Genomic DNA, 22,002 nt, shown 5'->3' with positions numbered 1-22,002 from the left:
TTTCTGTATAATTGGCCTATGGAGGAAAGACAATGTTTAATGAATCAGTAGGGCAGAAAGTAAAAGTTATTTTATTTAATTTTATTTTTGGAATTGGTATTGGGGGCGTGATTTCGCTTGTGCTCGTCATGACTAAAAAAATACCTGATAAGTTTGGACCGATTATGACGGTTGCACTTCCAATCGGATTGGTTTATGTCATTTATAAAGCATTTAAGAATTTTAATAAGATTGAAATCACAAATCAAATGATTACCATTTCAAATCTATTTGATAAGAAACAAACGTTTGATCGCAGTGGTCTTGATGTTCAATTAGAACTCGGAAGTTACTCAATTAACTATGCGAAGTTTGCACCCATTCTTACCATTTATCTACAAGAAGAAAATGCTAAGGTAAAAAAATACAATCTCGCAGGTTATAATGAAAAAAATATCGAAGCTATCGCAGGATATCTTGATATCACTTTCGAGGAAAAATAAAAGATGATTTTGAATCTAATTAAGATTCGTATCATCTTTTTTATGTTTAGGAATGAAAGTGCTGATGGCAATAAGTATCAGTGTTGGTAAAAGCCATGCAAGACCATAGTCTTGAAGGGGAATCCAAGCAAAAATGTTTGGGAGTATGTTGTTTGTAATTAAGACATCAATTATAGAAATAACGAAGACAAACGGAATAACCATTTTGTAGACTCTATTGTTATTTTTGTTGAAGTAGTCAAAAAATCCTAAAATGATGAGCATTAATGAAACGGGATATAAAGACATCAAGAAGGGCACCGATACTGTGAGAAGTGTATCAAGTCCAAAATTTGCGATGAGAAAACTAAAGGCAACCAAACCAATGACCCATTGTTTATAAGTTGTCTTGGTAAATCGTTGACTGAAGTATCGTGAGATTGAAGTTGTGAGTCCAGTACAGGTAGCAAGGCAAGCAAGCGTGAATATTGCAGCAATCATAATCTGGCCTATGAATCCTAAATTGTTCGTACCAACACTGGAAATGATGTCAGCACCGTTTGTAAATCCTTGCGTTGGCGTCAGGGCTCCAATGAGACTAAGTACTGAGTAAACAAGAAGTAGAATAATACCTGTAAGAATACCAAATTTTTTCGCAAGACTTAATTGCTCTTGACGATCGGTGACGTTGTATTGCTGAATCGTAAAGACAATGACGGTACCATAATTAAGGGCTGCGAGAGCATCCAATGTTTGATATCCTTCAAGGAAAGCATTGAAGAATGTCTTGTTTGGAGCTTCAGCTGGGACGTTCAGATTTAAAGGCTGTTTCACAAGAATTGATAGAAATAAAATAAGAATCAGTAAGAGTAATGTAGGTGTAATGATTTTACCCATAATATCGACGAGCTTATTTGGTCTAATGGAAAGTAAATAAACAGTCAGGAAAAAGATAAGAGTAAAAACAACTTGCCAAATTCCTAAATTTTGAGAAAGAAGCGGTTTAATACCAATTTCAAACGGTAAAATTCCTGTGCGTGGCATTGCAAGACCAGGTCCAATGGCAAAAAGTACCGAGAAAGTAAAGAATGTTCCGAAGTATGGTGATACTCTGGATGCTAATGGCTCCATACCCTCTGATTTAGAAACAGTAATAATACCAATAATTGGAATAACAATAGCTGTAATTGCGAAGCCAACCAGTCCGAAAATTAAATACTCACCACTCACATGTCCAATAATGGTGGGGAAGATGAGATTTCCAGCACCAAAAAACATTGAGAAAAACATAAGTGTAATGGCTAAAAACTCGGAACGTTTAAATCGCATAAGCTATCTCCTATTAAGTTATTGTTTATATTTAATCGTTTTTAAGAACGGATGTCAATTAATATCAGGGAACTCATGCTAAGTTCGATAAAATAAAGTATAATAATATGGCATGAGGGAGAATTATGAATAAAATTACGAAACAAGATCAAAAAAAGATAGAACGCTTCTTTAAAAAATACGTTCAAAATAAATTTGTTTTAGCATTACTTGTATTTCTACTACCATTTGGTGTCAATTATTACAATAATACGTATCTAAAATCTAAAAATCAAGCTGTTGTAATGACACAAACAGGGAAGCAAACAATTCGTTGTGTTGACGGAGATACATTTGCATATGGTGATGAGAAAGTAAGATTGTTAGCGCTTGATACACCAGAATCTGTGAAACCAAATCATCCTGTTGAACCTTATGGTAAGGAAGCCAGTGAATATACTTGTAACTTATTAAAAAACGCAAATAATTTGGAGTTGAAGCAAGATATTGGGAATGAACGAGATAAATATGGAAGAATCCTTGCGTGGGTTTATCTTGATGGTGAATTACTTCAAGAAAAAATCATTCGTGAAGGCTTGGGTGAAATTAAGTACGTTAATAAAAAAACAGTGGATTATAAAATTTTAGGACAACTTGAAAAAGCTCAAGAAGAAGCACAGGGGAAGAAATTGAACATTTGGAAGGAATGATAGCATGAAAACAGATATGTATGAGAAAATTGAAGGAGAAACACTTCTAAGTTCTGAGCTTTTAGAACACACCTACTATAAGAATTGTCGTATTATATTAGAAGAAGATGCATATGAGTTTAAGTATGTTGTCTTGGAGTCATGTCTTGTTGCACCGGAGAAAATGGAACGTCTTGAAGTCTTGAATGCTTCGTTTATTAACTGTGACTTTTCTAATTTTGAATTCGATAAAAGTTACTTTAATAATGTGACATTCAAAAATTGTAAGTTGACCGGCACGTTGTTTAATGGAAATTACTTTAGAGATACGAAATTTGAAAATTGTTTGATGCGGTATGTTTCGTTTGCGGAAGGAAAACTACAGGGGATGACATGGAAGGAATGTGATGTTACAGAAGGAATCTTCATGAACATGGAACATAAAAAGTTTGTCATGAAAATCTGTAAGATAGAGCGAATGAATTTCTCGGATACCAAAATGCGTGGGGTTGATTTAACCGAGTGTGATTTCCAATCAATTCTTTATAGTGTTGAAGCAATCCGCGGTGTGAAAATTCGTTCAGATCAGGCTGTCGCTTTCGCAATTCAAATGGGATTTGATGTTGTTGATGCATAAATAGAAAACGAGGTAAGTGTTATGGAAAACATTATTTATCGTCATATTAAAATTGCTGGTATTGATTATTTAGTGATGCGTTCAGATCGGGGTTATTGTTATATTGGTAACGATGATGATCTTACGACAGATACTTACTTTAATCGATTTAAGAATGTTACTTTTGTGGCGTCAAATACAGATGATGATTTTAAAGAATTCATAAAGACTTTTACGGATTATCATAATGGTTTAAATCCTCAATTTGATTTTCCTATGGATTTTATTGGAACGCCTTTTCAAATTAAAGTTTGGAAGCATCTTATGACAATCCCATATGGGAAAACAGAGTCGTATCAAGAAGTAGCTGAAGGAATCGGTCAACCAACGGCTACACGTGCATGTGCTCATGCAATATCTCAAAATCCTCTGATGATTGTAGCGCCTTGTCATCGTGTTTTAGGTAAAGATCGCAAACTTCGTGGTTTTCGTGGAGGACTGGGCATGAAAGAAAAACTCTTGCTCCATGAGGGAATTACAGACTTCAAACCTTAAGCCTTTTGATGTAACATAATTAGACTTAGCGTTACAATGAATGTGTTAATAGAAAAGAGGGTAAGCGTGAGAGGGATAATAATTAATGAAGTTGGTAGTATTCAAAATGAAATGCAATCTACTGCAATTGATGACTATAATACAAGACATGTTAATGATGATGAGATGATTCTTCATATGTTTCAACATCGAGGCATCAATATGGGATTGGATGATGTTAAGATGCCAGGCTTTTCAAAAGGTCTTGCTTACTATGAGACAGTCGGTGAACCTGTAATTATTCGTAATTCAGGGGGACGTTCAATTGTTGCCGATGAAGGTGTCTTGAGTATGTCTCTTATTTTTAGATCATCACAATCAATGTATGACAATTATGACTATTATGGTCAATTCATTATGGATGCCTTGCAGCCAATTGTGACAGGTATCAATATCGGAGAAATCTCTGGCGCATGCTGCCCTGGGAAAACCGATATTAGTATTAATGGAAAGAAATTTTGTGGGACAGCTCAACGAAAAATTAAAGATGGTGTCGCATTAGTTTGTTATATTCATATTAATGGTGATCAAATGCGCCGCAATCAGATTGTGAAGGGTTTCTATGAGGCTTGTGAGAGCGAGGAAATAAAAATAGATCTTGATGCTATGGACTCGCTTTCTAATCTTGTGGGTCGTGAAATCGCTGTGTCTGAGGTTGTTAATTTACTGGAAGACGAATTAAAGAAACGAACAGAATCTGTGACATACGAATCATCAATTCCAAGTCGTGAAGATTTTCACCTTTCTGTTTCTCGAACCCAAAATCAAAATAATCGATACTTAAAAGAAAAGGAAGCTTAAAAGCTTCCTATTTTTTCGTTCTGAGATGATTTTCTAAAATTTTTCCTATTTCAATAAACGTGTCAAGATCTTCTTGAGAGAAACGATTGAAAGAGGGGGAGTCAATATCGATAACACCATACGGCATTCCGTCAACAAATAGTGGAACTACCAATTCACTATTAGAAGCTGAATCACAGGCGATATGTCCAGGAAATGCATGGACATCATCCACAACCAAACCACGTTTGGTTTCAATGGCGTGCGAGCAAACACCCTTACCAGGGTAGAGATGAATACAGGCTGGTTTTCCTTGGAAAGGACCTAAGATGAGATGATCATCTTTGAAGAGATAGAAACCTACCCAGTTAATATCTTCTAAACTTTCATTAAATAAAGCAGAAAGGTTTGCGAGAATGGCAATTTCATCAGTCTCATCTTCAATAAAGAGTTTTGCTTGTTCAATAAGTATTTTGTTCATATGTCACATCCTTTTATACAGTCTATCATGCTCTCGAATAAAAATACATTTGATTGCAAAAAATATAATATCGGTGATAATGTAAGAGATGTATTTATAGCTAGGAGAAGCATTAATTATGAAAATATCGAAAGAAATAATTCGTCATTTTATTACCGAAGCCTTCTTGGGAATAATAATTATTTTCCCTGTGATATTAATGGCTTTATTTTTAGATGGCAAACCACGAAATGAAGGAATGATGTTTTTACTTGGAACAGGTTCATTATTAATTACTGAAGCAATTATTAACTACCATGAAAAACGTTCTATTCGAGAATGTTATGAAATCGAAGATATTGAAGATCCTTTAATTTTTAAACATATTAACCAGATCGAGTATGAATACAGTAAGAAACGTCTACGAATGAATGCTGTTGTTATTGGTGGTATTGCGGCATTGCTCTTCTCCATTGACTTACGTTGGGCATGGGTTCATCAAAGTTTAGGACTCACTGCAATCTGTATGAGTCTTATTGTAATCCTTATTGTGACGGTTGGTTTCACAATTTATTACCATTCTAAGCATGGAAATCACGAAACACTTCATTAAAACAAAAGTTTTTTTCTTTTGTGTTGCATGTTTCAAGAGAGATGTTAAAATTAATGAGGACTTTAAATAATAAAAGAAAGGGTGTTGAACTGTGGATAGAAAAGTAGGTACAGTATCGAGAGGTGTACGTTGTCCTATCATTCGTGAAGGGGATGATTTGGCAACTATCGTTTCAGAAAGTATTCTTGAGGCTGCAAAAAGTGAAAATTTCGAGGTTAGGGATCGAGACATTATTGCAATCACAGAATCCATCGTTGCACGTGCTCAAGGAAATTATGCTTCACTCGAGGCAATCGCTAAAGATGTGGAAGCTAAATTTGAGGGAGAAACAATTGGAGTTATTTTTCCAATTTTATCAAGAAACCGTTTCTCAATTTGTTTAAAAGGTATTGCTAAAGGTACTAAAAAAGTTATCTTGATGTTGAGTTATCCTGCTGATGAAGTTGGAAACGAATTGATTTCAATGGATCAATTAGATGCATCAGGCATTAACCCATACAGTGATGTATTGTCACTTGAAGAATATCGTCATCATTTCGGACATACAACGCATGCCTTTACAGGTATTGACTATGTTACTTATTATGGTGAACTTATCGAAGAAATGGGTGCAGAAGTTGAAATTATCTTCTCAAACAATTGCCGAACAATTCTAGATTATACAAAGAATGTTCTTGCATGTGATATTCATACGAATGCTCGTACGAAACGAATTTTAAAAGAATCTGGAGCAAAACGTGTCTATGGATTGGATGACATTCTTCGTGAATCTGTTGATGGCAGTGGTTACAATCAAGAGTATGGACTTCTAGGTTCTAATAAATCTACTGAAGATTCTGTAAAACTTTTCCCTCAAGATGCAAGTCAACTCGTTTCTGATATTCAAAAACAAATGCTTGACGCAACTGGAAAACATGTAGAAGTTATGGTTTATGGTGATGGTGCCTTTAAAGACCCAATGGGTAAAATCTGGGAACTTGCTGATCCAACCGTATCTCCAGCATACACCAAAGGACTTGAAGGAACACCTAACGAAATTAAACTTAAATATCTAGCAGATAATGATTTCAAAGACTTATCAGGTGCTGAATTAAAAGAAGCACTTGAGAAGGAAATTCGTAAAAAAGATGGTGGTTCTTTAGTAGGTAGCATGGCTGCTCAAGGAACAACACCACGTCGTCTTGTAGACCTTATCGGATCACTTTGCGATTTAACAAGCGGATCTGGTGATAAAGGGACACCAATCGTCTTTGTTCAAGGTTATTTTGATAACTACGCTGACTAAATAATAGACAGATTAAATTGAAACTCTATTGATTTTTTGATAGAGTTTTTTTTATTGCAATTGTGACGTTTGAAATATATCTCATAATTTGATGTAAACATATTGTTTTAAGTTTGAAATTTCTATATTATTACTCTAGCGTTGAGGAGGAGAAGAGATGGCGTTAAAGAATATATTTGGGGATTGGAGCTTTTACAAGAAGGTATTAATCATTGCAATACCTCTCATGTTACAACAACTCGTGAGTACTTCAGTTAACTTGTTAGATAATTTGATGATTGGTCAATTAGGGGACCATGCACTTGCGGGTGTTGCGACAGTAAATCGTTACTTTATGATTGCTGTATTTGGTACAAATGGTATTATTGCTGCATCAGCAGTATTTATGGCACAATTTTTTGGTGCAGAAGATAAAAATAGTATGCAAGAAACATTTCGATATGCTTTGATTGCTTCTTTCGTAGTTATGATGACTTTTGTATGTCTAGCGATGTTGTTTCCAGAAAACATTATACGTTTCTTTGTTAATGACAGTGTCGTAATTTCAAATGGAATGGATTATATCTATGTTTGTGCACTTACATTTATTCCAAACTTATTTACGCTTGCAATTGCAGGCTCTATGAGAGCTACGGGTGATTCACGAACACCACTTGTAGCAAGTTTTATTTCAATGGCTACCAATGCATTCTTTAACTATGGACTGATTTATGGTCATTTTGGATTCCCTGCACTTGGAGTCTTAGGCGGTGCAATTGGTACCCTTATTGCTCGGTCAGTTGAATTATCATTTATTCTATACTTCTTAAAAACAGGTGAGTATCAGTTTAAGACAAACTTAAAAAATATCTTTTCTGTATCTAAAAATCTTGTTAAAAAGATTACGAATAAGGCATTGCCACTTGCAGTCAATGAAGTGTTATGGGCTACGGGAATGGCGCTGTTGCTAAGATTCTATGCCACTCGAGGTGCGGATGTTATTTCAGGTTACTCCATCTCAACAACCGTATCAGATATGTTCTTCACGATGAATGCGGGAATGTCGGTAGCTATTACTATTCTGGTATCACAACCTCTAGGAGCTAACAAACTCGATGAAGCTCGAGATAATGGATATAAGATACTCGGATTTGGTGTGATATTAAGTATGTTCTTTGGTACATTGCTTTTTGGATCAACATTTATCATTCCTTCCATTTACCATGTATCAGAAAGTGCGATGCATACTGCACAAACATTCTTACGAATTATGAGTCCACTATTTAGTATTTATGTCTTGAATACAACCTGTTACTTTATTCTAAGAGCGGGAGGCGATACTAAGTCGACCCTTTTACTCGATTCAGGTTATATGTGGTGTGTTAACTTGGTTGCGGTAGGGATTGCGACTTATACAACAAACTGGAGCATCATTGCACTATATCTTGTCGGTCAATCCACCGATATCTTAAAACTTGTCTTTGCACTTCGATTTGTTCGCAAGGAAAAATGGATTGTGAACCTAACTGCAGACGATGATGAAATTTTAGAACTTGAGCTCGTTTAACAGTCATAAAAAAGCCTCTTGTATCCATAATTTGGATTAAGAGGCTTTTTTGATTGCTAGATTTGGGTGATAGTTGCATCTGCCACATGAAATGTCTTTGTGTATTCTTTTTTATGATCATCAAACATAACATGGCTGACATTAATCAATGTTTTATCTAATGATAAAAGATTAGTTTCAAGTTTAAAAGCAAGTTCGTCATCGAGATTAGCGAAGACTTCATCGGATACAATGACATCCGCATTATGGATTAAAGCACGTGCTAACATGATACGGGTGCGTTGCCCTCCAGAAACGTTGGAACCATTGTCCGTAAGAATCATTTCGGGGTTCAAGTCTTCGAGACCAACAGTAGCAAGAATACCCGTAACTTCAAGAGAATTATTATACATAGTAATGTTATCGCGAAGGCTTCCATTAAATATAAATCCTTTTTGATCAATAAATGCAAATTTAGAATAATAGGACTTCAAGTCATAGGAATCAATTGCATTGTTATTAAGTGATATACGACCATGTTGCTGTGGAAGCATTCTTTTTAAAGTACTTAAGAAGGTGCTCTTTCCTGACCCACTCTCGCCATAGATTAATATTTTATCACCGGCGTCAATCTCAAGATTAATGTTGTTTAGTATGGTTATATCATCATATCCAAGACTTACATCATCAAATTGAACTTTATTAATTGTTTCGGTTTGATAGGTATAGTGATATTCGTTAGCAACTAATGTCTTTTCTATATCTTCCAAAATTACATACGAGCTTTCAATTTGTGTTAGCAGGGGATGGACAACTTGCATTGGCCACATGGTATTGGAGAATGCTGTTCCGATGAGCAATGCGGTTCCTGTTGAAACACCAAACTTCGCGGCGAAATAGATACCAGATCCCATGAGGCCAAACATCAGGATAAGGTTTATCGCTGAGTTGAAAGCATCTACGAATGTTATTTTAAAGTCGATTTTATATTGTTCTTTTTGTAAATCCTTTGCGAATCTCTTGAATCGTTGGCTCATCTTTTCTTCAATTTTATTTTGTTTAATAACATCCATAGCATCCAGTGTTTCTTTTACAGCACCGCTGTAGCGCTCAAGAGCCACTGATTTTTGTTTTTCATTTTTCTTCATTTGTCCTGCGTTTTTCTTTGAAAAGTTGTAAGAAAATACGATCAGAACAAGAGAAGCAAGTCCGATTGTCCATGAAACTGTAAAGAGAAGAATTACGGAGACAATGATTGAACTGGAAGTATCAATTAAATCAATAAGACCATGCAATGTTTGGTATTCATAACGATCTAAGTCTTGAGTTAATTGACTGATATGTTTCTCTTCATTGATGTCTTCAAAGGGAAGATTAAAGAGCCTTTCTGCATACAGTTGTTTCATTTCAAGGACTGATGTCTGAATATACCTTACTCTTACTTTGGAACCAATCCGGGAAATGATGTATGTTAAGAATGTTAGAACTACTAATACAAGCAACGCTTTAGGAAAGAAGTTCATATCTTGGGCTATGGCGGCATCAATTGCGAATTGAATCATCTTGAGATATCCTGCTTGAACTATAGCACCTAGAAATAGGATGATTGATACGAGCATAAGTAATTTTCTGTTTCCGTAGCGATTAATTTTCATAGCTGTATCCTCCTAAATCAATGATTTGATCTGATTTTTCTTTTAAATATTGATGGTGACGATGTGAGGTGAAAATAACAGTTTTATCCAAATTCAGAAGTGTTTCGTAGATTACATAAGCGTTATCTTCATCGAGACTTGCTGTCATTTCATCCAAGATAATAACAGGTTTATTCTGATAGAGTTCTCGAGCAATATGAATTCGTTGTTTTTGACCACCTGAGATATTATGGGCGTTGTCAGTCAATAAGTGCGCATCTTTTTCTTCAAGAGATTCAATCCAAGAAGTTAACGCACACTGCTCAAGAATGAGAGTATAGCGGTCTGAATCGAATGGTGTATCAAGAATTATGTTATCACGGATACTTTCGTTAAAGAAGAAATGATCTTGAGTAACATAAGCAGTATTATCAAATCGAGAACTGTAGGAAATATCATTAAGAGCGACACCATCAATAAACAGATCACCGGAATAACTATTGATGTGTCCGGCCATTATATTAAGTAGGGTACTCTTCCCGCTTCCAGAAGGGCCAACGATGAATACTTTATCATTTTTATGAATACACGCATTCAAATTTTCAAAGATAGCTTTATCATCATAGTGGAAACTGACATTATCTAAACAAATTAGATTGTTGAAGGTGTAAGATTCATTTCTTTGAAGCGGTTTAGGATGATCCATTAATGAGTCATAGATCTTCAATGAAGCTTTAAATTTATTAACGAAAGAAAATCCGTCAGAGACATTCCAGAGTAGTTGTGATAAAAGGTTCATAACCATGATAGTTGATACCATTGAGATACGACCCTGAGCTAATAAGTAGGTTGCAAAGATAAATGAAAGAAAGTGAATGCCTGAAGATGTTACTGTCAGAATGTTCTTTTGGAAAAAGTCCCAGTCATTTGAATTAGCTTTATGTTCTTCCAATTGTTTAATATCTTGATTAAACAACATTTTGAATTGTACTTGTGCTCCAAAAATTTGAATGGATCTTAAGCCGTAGATAAGGTTATTGATTGCATTGAAACTAAGTTTGTTTTGTTCCGTTACGATCTTTTTTCTACGGATTGTTTCTTTTGTAAAGTATTGTGATAATCCGAAAATGATGAGTGTTCCAATTAGGATGATAACACCTAATTCCCATGATAAATAAAAGAGAACACCGATACCAACAAGATACGAACTAAAGTTATTACCCATTCTCAATAATGAAAGAAAGTAGTCCTGTTCAAATATTTTAATATCTGAAACTAACTTACTATGATAATAACTGTTTTCATGAGAGTGAAATGAATCGATGTCTTGGGCAACGATGTTTTGATAGGATTCAGTACGTAAATCATATAGAACATCATTCATATACCTGATTCTTAACATGCGCGAAATTATTCCTATGAGGATAGGAGTCAGTGCAAGACAAACAATGAATAAAAGTTTAGTAAGTGGGTTATCACTTTCAGGGATTGTGAATATTTGTGCTAAAGCATAGCTAATTATAAGATTCGATGGTGCCGTTATTATGATTCCTAGAAAGTACAGAAAGAATCCTTTTTTATTATTAAGAAGTAACGTCTTCATGTTGATTCCTCAAACTTTCTTCAAGTTGTGCAAAGAATTGTGCGAGTAAACTTACAGCTTCAGGATTAATTGAGTAGTAAATCTTCTTTCCTTTCTCACGGAGCTTTACAATGCCAGCCTTCGTGAAAATATCCATATGATGCGAAACTGTAGGTGAGGTTAGCTCTAGAAGTTCAGCAAGTTCCTTCAAATAGTATTCTCCAGTCATGAGATGTTCAAAAATTCTAAATCGTTTATCATCACCGAGGGCCAGGAAGTAATACTTCACTTTCTCAATATCAATGGAATCGTAATTTGAACGAATCTCCTTAGAGAAAAAGATTCCATATAATACATAGGTATTTGAGTTGTCGTTAACCGCAATTTTGGCTACAAGTCCTTTTGTATTAATAACTGAAAAATCATAGAAGATACCGTTGTGATTTTTTTGATCAAAAGAATCAATATCAACCCATTGGTAAAAGGCTTCATGATCGGGTTCTTGAGTAAATAAATCACCGTAAGTCGTCATACACCAGGTTTTAAATTCGCTGTAGATTGGTTTTAAGTTTTCCATGATATCCTGAAACTCAAAATATATAGATTCAGTAGCTTTAAAATACTTGATAATTTTAAAGCATTGCTCGTCACTTTCCTCAAGCTGCATGATGTACGACAATAATGTATCGAAATTGATTGTGTCATTTTGGTAAATTTTCTGAATATCATTCTCAATTAAGTTTGCTCGATTTAAATCACCACCATATACATCGTTGAGTAAGACCTTGAGTGAATTGCGAACAAACTCTTGATAGTTAAAGTTTTCGTAGTTAGTATCCTCAAATTGGTAGAGAATACCAGCAAAAACATCGAGTTTGTTAGCTTCTGCTAGTTCTTGTATAACCGAATAGTTTTTAAGGACTTCGTATGATGCTTCGTAAAGATTCTTTTGACGTTCAATAAAGTTAGGGTAGTTTTCATTTAGGAATGAAACTTGATTCGGGCTATATTTTTGATCGAAGTCAGTACCATAGGCTTCTTCTATTAATAGTGCAATATCGATATGGGATAAGTCTGTTTGGATATAGTTCATAATACAATCCTCCTAAACCAATCATAAAATAATGTTCGAAGTATGTCAATCATTATATTAGAAATATATCTAACATATGATATTGCGAGTAATCGAAGACTCTCTAACACTACTTTAAATGCTATGAAAATAATATTTACTAAAATTTCGGGAAAAATGTGTCAAACAGTTGAAATTATGGTTGTGAAAGGATATACTACATACGAATCCTTTAAATAAGCACGAGATGTTTATAAGGAGAGAAATTAAAATACACTATATTTTGGTATCTTTTCTATATCTTATCGGACTTATTGATTCAATAAGTTTTTTTATTGTAAAAAAACATTTTGGTCTGAAGTCGGGAGGAAGACACATGAAACGAAATACATTTACATCCAAGATTATGATTACACTGATCTTAGGGATGATTACTGGAATTGGAATGATTTTTTTGAGGGAAGGACTCATTGCCAATAACCATGCAAATATATGGACAGGTATCAATAACCTTCTCTTTGCTGACATAACACAAGAAGCAAATAAATCAGCAATTGGAATTATGTTTATAGTTGGTCAAATCTTTATGAGAATATTACAGCTCGTTTTGATTCCACTTATATTTACATCAATTATTCGTGCAATTCAACACATTGAAGAAACACGCGTATTAAATAAACTAGCAAAAAAGACTTTTGGAAACTTTATTGTAATTCTATCACTTTCAATCTTAGTAGCAGTCGGGGTTGGATTTACCGTTTACAATCTTGGTTGGTTCCAAATTGCAAATCTTGATTCAATTGAAATTGCTCAAGGTGTCACTAATGCAACCAATCCACTAATGATTATCCTTAATGCTTTCAATAACAACGTGGTCGCAACATTAGGTAATAATGGAAACATCATTGCGGTGGTAGTTCTTGCGCTTGTCGTTGGGGTAATCATTCAAATTCTTGGAGATCAAATTCAAGTTATTAAGAAACTGGTAGATGAAATCTACCTCATCACCATGAAATTGTTAGACTTTGTAATTTTAAAACTTGGACCCGTCGCAATTTACTGCTTACTTGTAAGAACACTTGCATCATACGGTACGGACTACTTAAGACCTGCACTTATCTATATGGTTGTTACAGTAGTTACCTTACTCTTTACGGTATTGGTAGTCTTTCCAACATACATTTACATTAAAACAGGACTCAATCCATTCGCATTTATTAAAAAAATGTATAAAGTTGGAATCTTCGGTTTCTCAACATCATCTTCAGCAGCTACACTACCGCTCGCTCAAGAAACAATCATAAATGATCTTGGAGTGGATTCATCAGTAGCATCATTTGTAGTACCACTTGCATCAACCATTAACATGACTGGAACTGCAATCATGCAAATCATTGCAACATTGTTTATAGCATCTGTTGCGGGATACCAAGTCGGGGTATTGGAGTTAATCTCAATTGTCTTACTAACTGTAGTTGGTTCTATTAGTACGCCTGCAGCACCTGGATCAGGAGCAATTCTACTCTTTACAATTATCAGTGGAATGGGATATGTTAACCAACCAGCTCTTGCTGCATACAGTTTCATTCTTGCAATTAACAGACCAGTAGAAATGTTAGTAACAGCAGTGAATGTTATTGATGATGGTGTTAGTGCAGTGTGTGTATCTAAAGAAATGGATGCTCTTGATTTAGATATTTATAACTCTGAAACCAGCACATCAAATGAACTTGTAATTGAAAATAATTAAATTTTAAAGGACCGCTAAAAAGCGGTTTTTTTATTTCACGACGAAAATGTAGGATATTAGTATCTTGCGGATTATTAGAATGATATGAACGCTAAGTGAATCAAACGTACCATGAAGTACACTATTTGAACCCTTTATTGTTCTATAAAGACTATAAATTAGTATTGGTATAGAATAATTCTGAATCAATAGTGGAGGGGTTCAAATGAAAATTTCATTGTCAAAGGTTACAAAGACATTTTTGCATAGTAGTGAGAAGATTCAGGTGTTGGATGATATTAATTATTTGTTTGAAAGTGGAAAAATTTATACAATTGTAGGTAAATCAGGAGTGGGTAAAACAACACTTTTGAATATAATTTCTTTGCTAGATAATCCAAGTTCTGGCCATGTTTGTTACGATTCTATTGTCATAGATAAAATACCAAATAAAGAGTTACCTAAATTTCGTCAAAATAATATTGGAGCAATTTTTCAAGAGTATCAATTGATTGATAACATGACCTGTTTGGATAATGTATTGATACCACTGTGGACTAACGAAACAATATCTAAAGATGAAGCAAAAAGAATAGCGAAACTTTGGTTGTCTAAATTGGGTTTGAAAAATCGCATAAGTCATTATCCAATGACACTTTCTGGTGGAGAGCAGCAAAGAACGGCGATAGCAAGAGCATTGGTATCAAATCCCAAAGTAGTTTTAGCTGATGAACCCACTGGAAACGTTGATGAAGAAAGTGAAAAAATAATTCTAGATATTTTTAGAACTCTTGCAGATCAAGGTAAATTAGTAATCATTGTCACTCACAGTAAAACTGTTAAAGATTTTGCTGATATTTCATTAAAATTAGAAGAAGGGAAACTGGTTCCAAATGAATACAAGTTTTAAATATCTATATAATACATTCATTCAAAAATTGATTAATATGAAGAGAATTATGATTGTGCAAGCCCTGCTAATCACTTTAGTTTCCTTGATAGTAGCTTCTAATAATACGATATTTAAATTTTCTAATGATGTAGTCGATAATAATATGAACTTAAGATATATCGAAGTTTTTTCTAATGAAAATTTAATTTCAGAAGAAACACTTCTAGAAATTAAAGATTTAGAATATGTAGATTCAGCTTTCTACAACAATCTGTCGATTGCTTCTATTGAAGAAGGAGAATCGGGAGAGAGTATTTTTATTCTTGGAATTGATAGTGAATCAGTTAGTGCAATCCTTAACAAAAGTGTTCTGATGAATGATGGCAAAATATTTTTAAACAGAGAACTTGAGGATGTTTTTAATGGTGCACAAAAATATGATTTATCTTTTAATGTGAAAGTAACTGATAATTCAGGATATAGAGGTAGTATACCGATAGAACTTGAGAGTTACTATGATCAACCTACTTTATCATCGTGGAATCACAATGTAGCACTTGTATCCCCAGATACCCAGAAAAGTATTGTCATGAGTCAACTAGGGATTACTGAACCGGAGTATGCAAAGTTGGAAATTGGTCGAGAGAAGCTTGTGGTTATCGTAGATGACACAGAACATGTGAACGAAGTGGCTCATAGCATCGAGTCTTTAGGGAATCTCTTAACGTGGCACAGTTTAAAAGCAAATGAAGAGCTACCTATGCTTGCGAATCTTATTCGATGGGGAATGCCTGTAATTACATTGTTACTGATGATTGTTTTAATCGTAGTCATCCGTTCATCTTCAAAAAATCAGTTTAAAAGAAAGTCGAAAGAAGTTGCAATATTAAAGACTTCGGGATACTCGAAAAAAGAAATTGTGATGATATTACTCGGTGAGTACTTAATGGTTGGATTTCTAGCTTTTATAATTTCATCATTATTAACGGCACTTATAACATATATATTGAATAAAGTTTTACCACAAATCGGCTATAACATCCAAATCGACATGAAGTTTCGATACATTTTGCTAAGTGGTACCGCAGTTTTGGGAACTGTTGTATTCACAGCATTAGAAACAATCACAAAATTAACTAGAATAAATATTGTAGAGGTATTTAGGTATGAAAAAGAATAGTTTTTTGTGTTTTCTTTATATATTACTACTAGCTGGATGTAGTGGAATTGAAAGTTCGGAAAAAAAATACGAAATTCCGTTTCTAACTAGAAACAAAGTTCACCTATTTAATGAAAAAACTGAGAAGATTAGTCGTATTGCGGGACAGAAAAAAACCTGGATTACATTTGATATGAATTCATCGGAAGCGGTATATATTGATAATGATGGAATCATGAATTACATATCAAATGGTGTAAAAGAATCGAAGCAAGTATCCGATAGAACGATGGGGGTTTTGGTGCGTAATCAGATTGTATACAGTATCAATCAACTGGAAGATACTTACGAAGTCAAGATATATAGGATTAATGGTAAAGCATTTGATAGTACATATAGTGTAAAACGGCAGGGAAGATTTTTAAGTTGGAATTATGTTGGAGATTCTCTTTTGATTGCTGAATATCAAGATGAGGAGAATTACACTCGAATGCTCGAAATTGATTCTAACTTTGGTGTTCATTCGATCCATGAAATGAATGGATATTCAGAAATATATCCTATGTACATTGATGATTCAATTTTTATCTATAGTATAAATAATCAAGGGGAGAATCAATTGGTGATTAGGAGTGGATCTGAAGTTATAAAAAAAGAAAACCTAAGTTTTCTTTCCTGCAAATCAATATTAGTGGATGGATCTTTATATATAATTACTTCCAATGGAAAGTCGCATTTATTTCGATTTGATTTAGAAACATATCAACTCTCTCTGGAAGAAGAATCAAATGATGAGTATCAAGGGCTATACTACATGAATGACGATTTGATTTTAATAACTGATAAAAATATTATTATTGGAGATGAAGTTAAAGCGAATATTAGCAACAAGGAAATATATATTAAGTACAATTAATACTTAATTATTCCAGAATTTTAATTTCATTAGTATCCCATTCGTAGTCGTTTAAGTTGTAGTGTCTTGGAATGAGATCACTGTAAAGTCTGTAAACATACGTTAAATTATTGGTAACCATATAAGTAGAATATTGAGTATAGTCAATTGCTTTCGTTGTAGTTTCGATAATTCCTTTAGGGATGTTCACCGTTCCAAGAATATGCATTGCCCGGATAATTGTTTCGTTTGCAGTTTGTTCTTCTTTACTGTTTTGTAAGTTGAAAAGGGCTCTTATAAAACGGGAAGGAGAAGTGTAATCTCCTGGGAGACCCATAGCACCGTCACCACCAAATGGTTTGACTAATGTGTTGTTGAATGTGGAATCTGTACTCTGATGTGTTGTAAGGCCGGTAAAGAGACGTGTATGAGTAAGGTGCCAGTTGTAATCAGGGCTGTTAGCCATGACTCCTAGAGTATCTTTAATAATTGAAATCTCATGTTGGTTGAGTTCCACAATCATATCATTCCCTAGACTATCTCTAAATATCCAATGAAGAGGGGGAACAATATTCATTCCAGGAATTGAGCGGGGTTCGATACGAATTGATTTAAAACTCTTTTCAACATCATCCAAGGTTCGACATTTTGCGAGCATAAAACTGATGACATGTTCTGGATAGATAGTTTCTGTTCCAAGATTTGCCAGAGTAATGTCGTAATGGGCGTAACCTTTATAGTATAATGCAGCACCCGCAAGGCCATGCTCATTAATTCCATCAGCTAAAACATAGGTATCAAGTTTCTTACTGAGTCCCATGAATGCATAGTGATTGGTATCAGGTTTGCAATCCTGATGATATGTTAAAGCTGCATTACGTGGGAAAAATGCCATAAATGGATTGAGTTCAAATGAGAAATCCATATTTCTTGCAAGAATATAATCGTTGTTAAGACTGTTTAAAGTAATCGATGTACACATAATTAAATACCTCCTAACTACAATATAACGAAAGATAATTTTAATTACAATCATTCTCGTTACAAATATATGACGATTGATTGTATTTGTATGTGTATATGTTAAACTATAAACGCAGTCGAATCATAGTTTCTATGTCCAGGGCTGGTGGAAAGGAGATATTATGCAACAAATCTTGCCGTTAGTCCTGGTCATATTATTAGCATTAACAGGATGTCAAAAACAAGTCGAAACACCAAAGGATGAAGTTAAAGATACAGTGGTGGTTGAGACGGATTCGAAAGATACTTCAAAAATAAAATCAAAAGAAGACTATATTGCAGAAACCTTTGAGTCTTATGGATTCGACGTTTCAGAACAAGAAAATTTAATAATTAAAGAAGAAGGCGAACGTACAGTAGTAATCATTAAAGAAATCCGTAAGAACCAACGTCCTAATATTAGTAAAATGATTTTTAAGTGGGATGAAACCAATCCAGAACTTTACTTTGTCATGGTAAACAACAATCCAGTATTTGGAAAAGAATCATAATTAAAAATGTAGCTGATTCCCATTAAGAGAGTCAGCTAAATTTTTTTATTGTGAATTTCTAGTGATGTGGTTTATACCCCAGTCGTGTAATTGCGAAAGAATGGGTTCAATTGACATACCATAGTCAGTCATTGAATAGATTACTTTGGGAGGAATCTCGGCGAATTCTTCACGAAGAATAAGACCTTCGTCTTCCAGCTCTTTGAGCTGACTTGATAACATCTTTGGAGTAATGTTTGGCAGTGCTCTTTTCAATTCGCCATAGCGCATCGGACCCTGATATATCAGGGTTAAAAGTATTGATGCCTTCCATTTTCCGCTCAAAATTGATAGTGCGTCATCAACTTTACAAAATACAACATTTTCTACTTTTTTCATTGGTACCTCTTTATCCCATCACAACTCATTAGTATCAAATTAGATACTTGGTTACAATTAAGTGCCTACTTCTCAATGTTGTTTAATTATATCATAATTAAGTCATAAGAAAGGTGGTTATCCCTTATGGCTAACTTTGAAATTGGAATTTATTCACTTGGTGATTATCTATCCGATCCAAACACAAATATTAAAGTATCAGAACAACAACGTATTGAAGAAATAATTCAGGCTGCGAAATTAGCAGATGAATTGGGTCTTGATGTTTTTGCACTCGGAGAATCCCATCAAGAACATTTTATATCTCAAGCGCATGCGGTAATTCTAGGAGGCATTGCGCGAGAAACTAAGAATATTAAAATATCGAGTTCCGCAACGATTGTGTCTACTTCCGATCCGGTTCGAATTTATGAGAATTTTTCAACAATTGATTTGATGTCGAATGGACGTGCAGAAATTGTTGGCGGAAGAGCGTCAAGAATAGGTCTCTTTGAGCTCTTAGGTTATAACGTTAGAGACTATGAGGCATTGTTTGAAGAAAAATTCGAACTACTCCTCGAATTGAATAAAAAACAACCTATATCTTGGCGTGGCCACTTTCGAGCACCGTTAAATGAAGCGGTATTATATCCAAAGCCTCATCAAGGGTCACTTCCAATTTGGAGAGCAGTAGGGGGTCCTCCTTACAGCGCAGTACTTGCTGGTAGACAAGGTGTTCCTATGATGCTTGCAACGCTTGCGGGTCCTGCAACCTTGTTTAATCATTCTGTAAAAACTTATCGAGAAAACTTCCGACTTCATCACTCCTATACAGATGCCATGAAAGTAGGGGTTACGAACCTCTTTCATACTGCGCCTACTGACCAGGAAGCATTTAAAAACTTTTACAAATATATTGATCATACCTTTAAAAATGCAAATGGACGTGGCTTTAATCGTGAGGCTTACGTTGATGCTCTCGATGTTCGTAATGTGATTCTTGTCGGAGAACCTGAAACAATCATTGAAAAAATCTTGTACCAATATGATATCTATAAAAATGATCGTATTATGCTTCAACTTGATTTGGGTGGTATGCCATGGGAACAAGTGAAATATAACATTGAAGTCATTGGTAAAGTGATAGCTCCTCGAGTACGTGAAGAAATAAGAATACGTCAAGAAAAGGAGGAAGTATAAATGAAAATACTCGGAATTGTTGGATCAGTATTTGGATCAAAGACAAAGATAGCACTGAATAATATCGCATTCTCAGATTCTGTTGAGTATCAGATTGTGGATTTGAGTGAGCTAACTTTAGATTTTGCTGATGGTCGTGATTTTCGAGACTATGAAGGTGATACCAAGAGAATTATAGAAATGATATTTGAAGCAGATGGTATTGTTGTGGGAACTCCGGTATATCAATCATCGATTCCCGGAGCGCTGAAGAATATCTTTGATTTGCTCCCCATTGATTCGATTAAGGACAAACCGATTGGTATGGTTGTAACCGCGGGGTCTCCACGTCATTATTTAGTAGCTGAATATCAATTGAAACCAATCTTGAATTATATGAAAGCATCTACGATTGAGAAGTACGTCTTTCTTGAGGGGAGAGACTTCTACAAAGATACAATCGTAGAAGATGATGTTCACTTTAGATTAAAAACACTTGCACGAGATTTGGAGCAACGCGTTATAAGTATTGAAAATGAAAATGCGCTAAAATACGATTTTTAAACAAAAAAACTGTAAATAAGGAAATTTTCCTCACTTTACAGTTTTTTATGATGGTTGACGTGTGTTTCTTATGAGTCGTCCTATCCCGAAGCCAACGAAGTCAATGAGGAGGTAGAAGGGGAGGTAAAACAAAGCAGATTCATTAAAGACAACATAGACTGAGATTAAATAAATCAAGGACATAAGAATGGTGTGGATATAATCAAATCCATATCGATAAGACATAAACATACTTACAATTAACACAGCTAAACTATTAGAGATAATGAGACTCATGATGATGACCCCAAAACCACTCTCTACTTTGTTTAGAATGAAAGAAGCAAGGCCTAAAAACACTAGAAGATAAACGGAAAGGCAGAATAAGTATTTTTTAATCATTTTAAATCCTCCTTAGCTAAACAGCCAAAAAACAAGTAAATATAACAGAATGAAGAAGACTAATGTTGCTGAACAAAGGTATAGAATTTGTTTTAAGCCGAGTTTTCTCAAGTGTGCTTGTTTTAATTCATCACTCATTTGATCTTCGTAGCCAAAATTATCAACGACTGTCTGGATTGCCTTCTCGGAATTGTTCTGTTGTAGCATTTCGTGATCGTAGGCGTCCATAAGGGAAGTATAGATTTCGGTTTCCGCTTGCTTACGTTCAAAAACATCATCAATATTTTTAGTAGCATCTTTAGCTATTTTTCTTAACGGTTCCATGATTTCCCTCCAATATTAAGTGAGTGGCTTCTTCTAACAGCTGCCATTGCGATGTTAGTTCGGTGAGTGTTTGCAATCCTTTGTCGGTTATTGAATAATACTTGCGCTTGCGACCTTTATCACTTTCTATCCAATAACTTCGAATATCTTTTTGAGCTTCAAAATTATGGAGTATCGGATAGAGAGTTCCTTCTTTGATATCGATAAGATCATGACTCAACATTTTTAATGTCTTTATTAAGTCGTATCCATAAGTATCTTCAAGGCTAATTACTTTTAGAACCAGTATTTTCATAATTCCTTTGAGCATTTCTTTATCTATCATATACATCTCCTTACTATATACATTGTATTACGATGTATATAGTGAAGTCAATCTTTTCCTCACA

26 protein-coding genes are annotated in these 22,002 nt (G+C 34.5%); 16 read left to right on the top strand and 10 right to left on the bottom strand.

Translation table 11 applies throughout. The annotated features are described in order from the left end of the window. Positions 1-32: 32 nt before the first annotated feature. Entirely contained in the window at positions 33-482 is a 450-nt protein-coding gene (locus tag H9L01_RS09290) for a hypothetical protein (RefSeq protein ID WP_187533680.1), read from the top strand. 15 nt (positions 483-497) lie between these two features. Here H9L01_RS09290 and brnQ read toward each other — a convergent pair whose 3' ends face one another. Continuing rightward, complete coding sequence (brnQ, locus tag H9L01_RS09285) at positions 498-1,790, bottom strand: branched-chain amino acid transport system II carrier protein (protein WP_187533679.1); 1,293 nt, start codon at positions 1,788-1,790, stop codon at positions 498-500. Positions 1,791-1,915: 125 nt separating this feature from the next. Between brnQ and H9L01_RS09280 the strand changes: the two genes are divergently transcribed. From H9L01_RS09280 to H9L01_RS09265, 4 genes are all read left to right on the top strand, one after another. After that, positions 1,916-2,479: a thermonuclease family protein gene (locus H9L01_RS09280; protein WP_187533678.1), complete on the top strand. Its 564-nt coding sequence runs from the start codon at positions 1,916-1,918 to the stop codon at positions 2,477-2,479. Between the two features lie 4 nt (positions 2,480-2,483). Next, a complete protein-coding gene (locus H9L01_RS09275; RefSeq protein ID WP_187533677.1) occupies positions 2,484-3,095 on the top strand; it encodes a pentapeptide repeat-containing protein in 612 nt (203 codons plus the stop codon). A gap of 21 nt (positions 3,096-3,116) precedes the next feature. Continuing rightward, positions 3,117-3,629 (top strand): methylated-DNA--[protein]-cysteine S-methyltransferase, encoded by a 513-nt coding sequence (locus H9L01_RS09270; RefSeq protein ID WP_187533676.1) that lies wholly within the window; start codon positions 3,117-3,119, stop codon positions 3,627-3,629. A gap of 66 nt (positions 3,630-3,695) precedes the next feature. Further along, positions 3,696-4,469: a lipoyl protein ligase domain-containing protein gene (locus H9L01_RS09265; protein ID WP_187533675.1), complete on the top strand. Its 774-nt coding sequence runs from the start codon at positions 3,696-3,698 to the stop codon at positions 4,467-4,469. 7 nt (positions 4,470-4,476) lie between these two features. Here H9L01_RS09265 and H9L01_RS09260 read toward each other — a convergent pair whose 3' ends face one another. Then, positions 4,477-4,929, bottom strand: a complete 453-nt coding sequence (locus tag H9L01_RS09260) for a GAF domain-containing protein (protein WP_187533674.1) — start codon at positions 4,927-4,929, stop codon at positions 4,477-4,479. Between the two features lie 118 nt (positions 4,930-5,047). On the opposite strand from H9L01_RS09260, the gene H9L01_RS09255 reads away from it, so the two are divergent. From H9L01_RS09255 to H9L01_RS09245, 3 genes are all read left to right on the top strand, one after another. Continuing rightward, positions 5,048-5,521: a hypothetical protein gene (locus H9L01_RS09255; RefSeq protein ID WP_187533673.1), complete on the top strand. Its 474-nt coding sequence runs from the start codon at positions 5,048-5,050 to the stop codon at positions 5,519-5,521. Between the two features lie 91 nt (positions 5,522-5,612). Further along, the gene (locus H9L01_RS09250) at positions 5,613-6,806 is read left to right on the top strand and encodes a coenzyme F420-0:L-glutamate ligase (protein WP_187533672.1); all 1,194 of its coding nucleotides are present in this window, start codon (positions 5,613-5,615) and stop codon (positions 6,804-6,806) included. A gap of 157 nt (positions 6,807-6,963) precedes the next feature. Next, entirely contained in the window at positions 6,964-8,352 is a 1,389-nt protein-coding gene (locus H9L01_RS09245; protein WP_187533671.1) for an MATE family efflux transporter, read from the top strand. Positions 8,353-8,408: 56 nt separating this feature from the next. Here the strand turns inward: H9L01_RS09245 and H9L01_RS09240 are convergent, their stop codons facing one another. The 3 genes from H9L01_RS09240 to H9L01_RS09230 are packed head-to-tail and all read right to left on the bottom strand — an operon-like array spanning position 8,409 to position 12,640. Beyond that, positions 8,409-9,986, bottom strand: a complete 1,578-nt coding sequence (locus tag H9L01_RS09240) for an ATP-binding cassette domain-containing protein (protein ID WP_187533670.1) — start codon at positions 9,984-9,986, stop codon at positions 8,409-8,411. Next, positions 9,976-11,568, bottom strand: coding sequence for an ATP-binding cassette domain-containing protein (locus H9L01_RS09235; RefSeq protein ID WP_187533669.1), 1,593 nt, complete (start codon positions 11,566-11,568; stop codon positions 9,976-9,978). The genes H9L01_RS09240 and H9L01_RS09235 overlap by 11 nt, the downstream gene beginning before the upstream one ends. Further along, on the bottom strand, positions 11,549-12,640 hold the full coding sequence (locus H9L01_RS09230) for an ArsR/SmtB family transcription factor (protein WP_187533668.1): 1,092 nt from the start codon (positions 12,638-12,640) through the stop codon (positions 11,549-11,551). Before H9L01_RS09230 ends, H9L01_RS09235 begins: the two co-directional genes overlap by 20 nt. A gap of 42 nt (positions 12,641-12,682) precedes the next feature. Between H9L01_RS09230 and H9L01_RS09225 the strand changes: the two genes are divergently transcribed. From H9L01_RS09225 to H9L01_RS09205, 5 genes are all read left to right on the top strand, one after another. Then, positions 12,683-12,859, top strand: a complete 177-nt coding sequence (locus H9L01_RS09225) for a hypothetical protein (protein WP_187533667.1) — start codon at positions 12,683-12,685, stop codon at positions 12,857-12,859. 136 nt (positions 12,860-12,995) lie between these two features. Further along, positions 12,996-14,369, top strand: coding sequence for a dicarboxylate/amino acid:cation symporter (locus H9L01_RS09220; RefSeq protein WP_187533666.1), 1,374 nt, complete (start codon positions 12,996-12,998; stop codon positions 14,367-14,369). Positions 14,370-14,574: 205 nt separating this feature from the next. Further along, positions 14,575-15,258, top strand: coding sequence for an ABC transporter ATP-binding protein (locus tag H9L01_RS09215; RefSeq protein ID WP_187533665.1), 684 nt, complete (start codon positions 14,575-14,577; stop codon positions 15,256-15,258). Further along, positions 15,242-16,420 (top strand): ABC transporter permease, encoded by a 1,179-nt coding sequence (locus H9L01_RS09210; RefSeq protein WP_187533664.1) that lies wholly within the window; start codon positions 15,242-15,244, stop codon positions 16,418-16,420. The genes H9L01_RS09215 and H9L01_RS09210 overlap by 17 nt, the downstream gene beginning before the upstream one ends. After that, positions 16,407-17,315 carry a hypothetical protein gene (locus tag H9L01_RS09205; protein ID WP_187533663.1) on the top strand — a complete coding sequence of 303 codons (909 nt, stop codon included), beginning with the start codon at positions 16,407-16,409 and terminating at the stop codon, positions 17,313-17,315. The genes H9L01_RS09210 and H9L01_RS09205 overlap by 14 nt, the downstream gene beginning before the upstream one ends. A gap of 7 nt (positions 17,316-17,322) precedes the next feature. Here the strand turns inward: H9L01_RS09205 and H9L01_RS09200 are convergent, their stop codons facing one another. Next, complete coding sequence (locus H9L01_RS09200) at positions 17,323-18,276, bottom strand: choloylglycine hydrolase family protein (protein WP_187533662.1); 954 nt, start codon at positions 18,274-18,276, stop codon at positions 17,323-17,325. Between the two features lie 163 nt (positions 18,277-18,439). Here H9L01_RS09200 and H9L01_RS09195 point away from each other — a divergent pair, with 163 nt between their 5' ends. Beyond that, positions 18,440-18,808 carry a hypothetical protein gene (locus H9L01_RS09195; protein ID WP_187533661.1) on the top strand — a complete coding sequence of 123 codons (369 nt, stop codon included), beginning with the start codon at positions 18,440-18,442 and terminating at the stop codon, positions 18,806-18,808. 45 nt (positions 18,809-18,853) lie between these two features. Here H9L01_RS09195 and H9L01_RS09190 read toward each other — a convergent pair whose 3' ends face one another. Then, positions 18,854-19,186: a winged helix-turn-helix transcriptional regulator gene (locus H9L01_RS09190; RefSeq protein ID WP_187533660.1), complete on the bottom strand. Its 333-nt coding sequence runs from the start codon at positions 19,184-19,186 to the stop codon at positions 18,854-18,856. Between the two features lie 126 nt (positions 19,187-19,312). Here H9L01_RS09190 and H9L01_RS09185 point away from each other — a divergent pair, with 126 nt between their 5' ends. Together H9L01_RS09185 and H9L01_RS09180 are read left to right on the top strand one after the other, a co-directional pair. Beyond that, positions 19,313-20,365: an LLM class flavin-dependent oxidoreductase gene (locus tag H9L01_RS09185; RefSeq protein ID WP_187533659.1), complete on the top strand. Its 1,053-nt coding sequence runs from the start codon at positions 19,313-19,315 to the stop codon at positions 20,363-20,365. After that, positions 20,366-20,908, top strand: a complete 543-nt coding sequence (locus H9L01_RS09180) for an NADPH-dependent FMN reductase (RefSeq protein WP_187533658.1) — start codon at positions 20,366-20,368, stop codon at positions 20,906-20,908. A gap of 45 nt (positions 20,909-20,953) precedes the next feature. On the opposite strand, the gene H9L01_RS09175 is transcribed toward H9L01_RS09180, so the two are convergent. Genes H9L01_RS09175 through H9L01_RS09165 form a run of 3 tightly spaced genes read right to left on the bottom strand, consistent with a single transcriptional unit; the run spans position 20,954 to position 21,938 of the window. Beyond that, on the bottom strand, positions 20,954-21,289 hold the full coding sequence (locus H9L01_RS09175) for a hypothetical protein (RefSeq protein ID WP_187533657.1): 336 nt from the start codon (positions 21,287-21,289) through the stop codon (positions 20,954-20,956). A gap of 12 nt (positions 21,290-21,301) precedes the next feature. Continuing rightward, complete coding sequence (locus H9L01_RS09170) at positions 21,302-21,613, bottom strand: hypothetical protein (protein WP_187533656.1); 312 nt, start codon at positions 21,611-21,613, stop codon at positions 21,302-21,304. After that, positions 21,588-21,938, bottom strand: coding sequence for a PadR family transcriptional regulator (locus tag H9L01_RS09165; protein ID WP_187533655.1), 351 nt, complete (start codon positions 21,936-21,938; stop codon positions 21,588-21,590). Before H9L01_RS09165 ends, H9L01_RS09170 begins: the two co-directional genes overlap by 26 nt. Positions 21,939-22,002: the final 64 nt, after the last annotated feature.

It is taken from the genome of Erysipelothrix inopinata (genome assembly GCF_014396165.1).
GTDB classification, from domain to species: Bacteria; Bacillota_I; Bacilli_A; order Erysipelotrichales; family Erysipelotrichaceae; genus Erysipelothrix; species Erysipelothrix inopinata.
This window is presented reverse-complemented; position numbering and strand designations above follow the sequence as displayed.

Excerpts from the sequence above, each read along its gene's own strand:
- H9L01_RS09290 (WP_187533680.1), top strand. The coding sequence starts at position 33 with ATGTTTAATGAATCAGTAGGGCAGAAAGTAAAAGTTATTTTATTTAAT.
- brnQ (WP_187533679.1), bottom strand. The coding sequence starts at position 1,790 with ATGCGATTTAAACGTTCCGAGTTTTTAGCCATTACACTTATGTTTTTC.
- H9L01_RS09280 (WP_187533678.1), top strand. The coding sequence starts at position 1,916 with ATGAATAAAATTACGAAACAAGATCAAAAAAAGATAGAACGCTTCTTT.
- H9L01_RS09275 (WP_187533677.1), top strand. The coding sequence starts at position 2,484 with ATGAAAACAGATATGTATGAGAAAATTGAAGGAGAAACACTTCTAAGT.
- H9L01_RS09270 (WP_187533676.1), top strand. The coding sequence starts at position 3,117 with ATGGAAAACATTATTTATCGTCATATTAAAATTGCTGGTATTGATTAT.
- H9L01_RS09260 (WP_187533674.1), bottom strand. The coding sequence starts at position 4,929 with ATGAACAAAATACTTATTGAACAAGCAAAACTCTTTATTGAAGATGAG.
- H9L01_RS09255 (WP_187533673.1), top strand. The coding sequence starts at position 5,048 with ATGAAAATATCGAAAGAAATAATTCGTCATTTTATTACCGAAGCCTTC.
- H9L01_RS09245 (WP_187533671.1), top strand. The coding sequence starts at position 6,964 with ATGGCGTTAAAGAATATATTTGGGGATTGGAGCTTTTACAAGAAGGTA.
- H9L01_RS09240 (WP_187533670.1), bottom strand. The coding sequence starts at position 9,986 with ATGAAAATTAATCGCTACGGAAACAGAAAATTACTTATGCTCGTATCA.
- H9L01_RS09235 (WP_187533669.1), bottom strand. The coding sequence starts at position 11,568 with ATGAAGACGTTACTTCTTAATAATAAAAAAGGATTCTTTCTGTACTTT.
- H9L01_RS09230 (WP_187533668.1), bottom strand. The coding sequence starts at position 12,640 with ATGAACTATATCCAAACAGACTTATCCCATATCGATATTGCACTATTA.
- H9L01_RS09225 (WP_187533667.1), top strand. The coding sequence starts at position 12,683 with ATGTCAATCATTATATTAGAAATATATCTAACATATGATATTGCGAGT.
- H9L01_RS09220 (WP_187533666.1), top strand. The coding sequence starts at position 12,996 with ATGAAACGAAATACATTTACATCCAAGATTATGATTACACTGATCTTA.
- H9L01_RS09215 (WP_187533665.1), top strand. The coding sequence starts at position 14,575 with ATGAAAATTTCATTGTCAAAGGTTACAAAGACATTTTTGCATAGTAGT.
- H9L01_RS09210 (WP_187533664.1), top strand. The coding sequence starts at position 15,242 with ATGAATACAAGTTTTAAATATCTATATAATACATTCATTCAAAAATTG.
- H9L01_RS09205 (WP_187533663.1), top strand. The coding sequence starts at position 16,407 with ATGAAAAAGAATAGTTTTTTGTGTTTTCTTTATATATTACTACTAGCT.
- H9L01_RS09200 (WP_187533662.1), bottom strand. The coding sequence starts at position 18,276 with ATGTGTACATCGATTACTTTAAACAGTCTTAACAACGATTATATTCTT.
- H9L01_RS09195 (WP_187533661.1), top strand. The coding sequence starts at position 18,440 with ATGCAACAAATCTTGCCGTTAGTCCTGGTCATATTATTAGCATTAACA.
- H9L01_RS09190 (WP_187533660.1), bottom strand. The coding sequence starts at position 19,186 with ATGAAAAAAGTAGAAAATGTTGTATTTTGTAAAGTTGATGACGCACTA.
- H9L01_RS09185 (WP_187533659.1), top strand. The coding sequence starts at position 19,313 with ATGGCTAACTTTGAAATTGGAATTTATTCACTTGGTGATTATCTATCC.
- H9L01_RS09180 (WP_187533658.1), top strand. The coding sequence starts at position 20,366 with ATGAAAATACTCGGAATTGTTGGATCAGTATTTGGATCAAAGACAAAG.
- H9L01_RS09175 (WP_187533657.1), bottom strand. The coding sequence starts at position 21,289 with ATGATTAAAAAATACTTATTCTGCCTTTCCGTTTATCTTCTAGTGTTT.
- H9L01_RS09170 (WP_187533656.1), bottom strand. The coding sequence starts at position 21,613 with ATGGAACCGTTAAGAAAAATAGCTAAAGATGCTACTAAAAATATTGAT.
- H9L01_RS09165 (WP_187533655.1), bottom strand. The coding sequence starts at position 21,938 with ATGATAGATAAAGAAATGCTCAAAGGAATTATGAAAATACTGGTTCTA.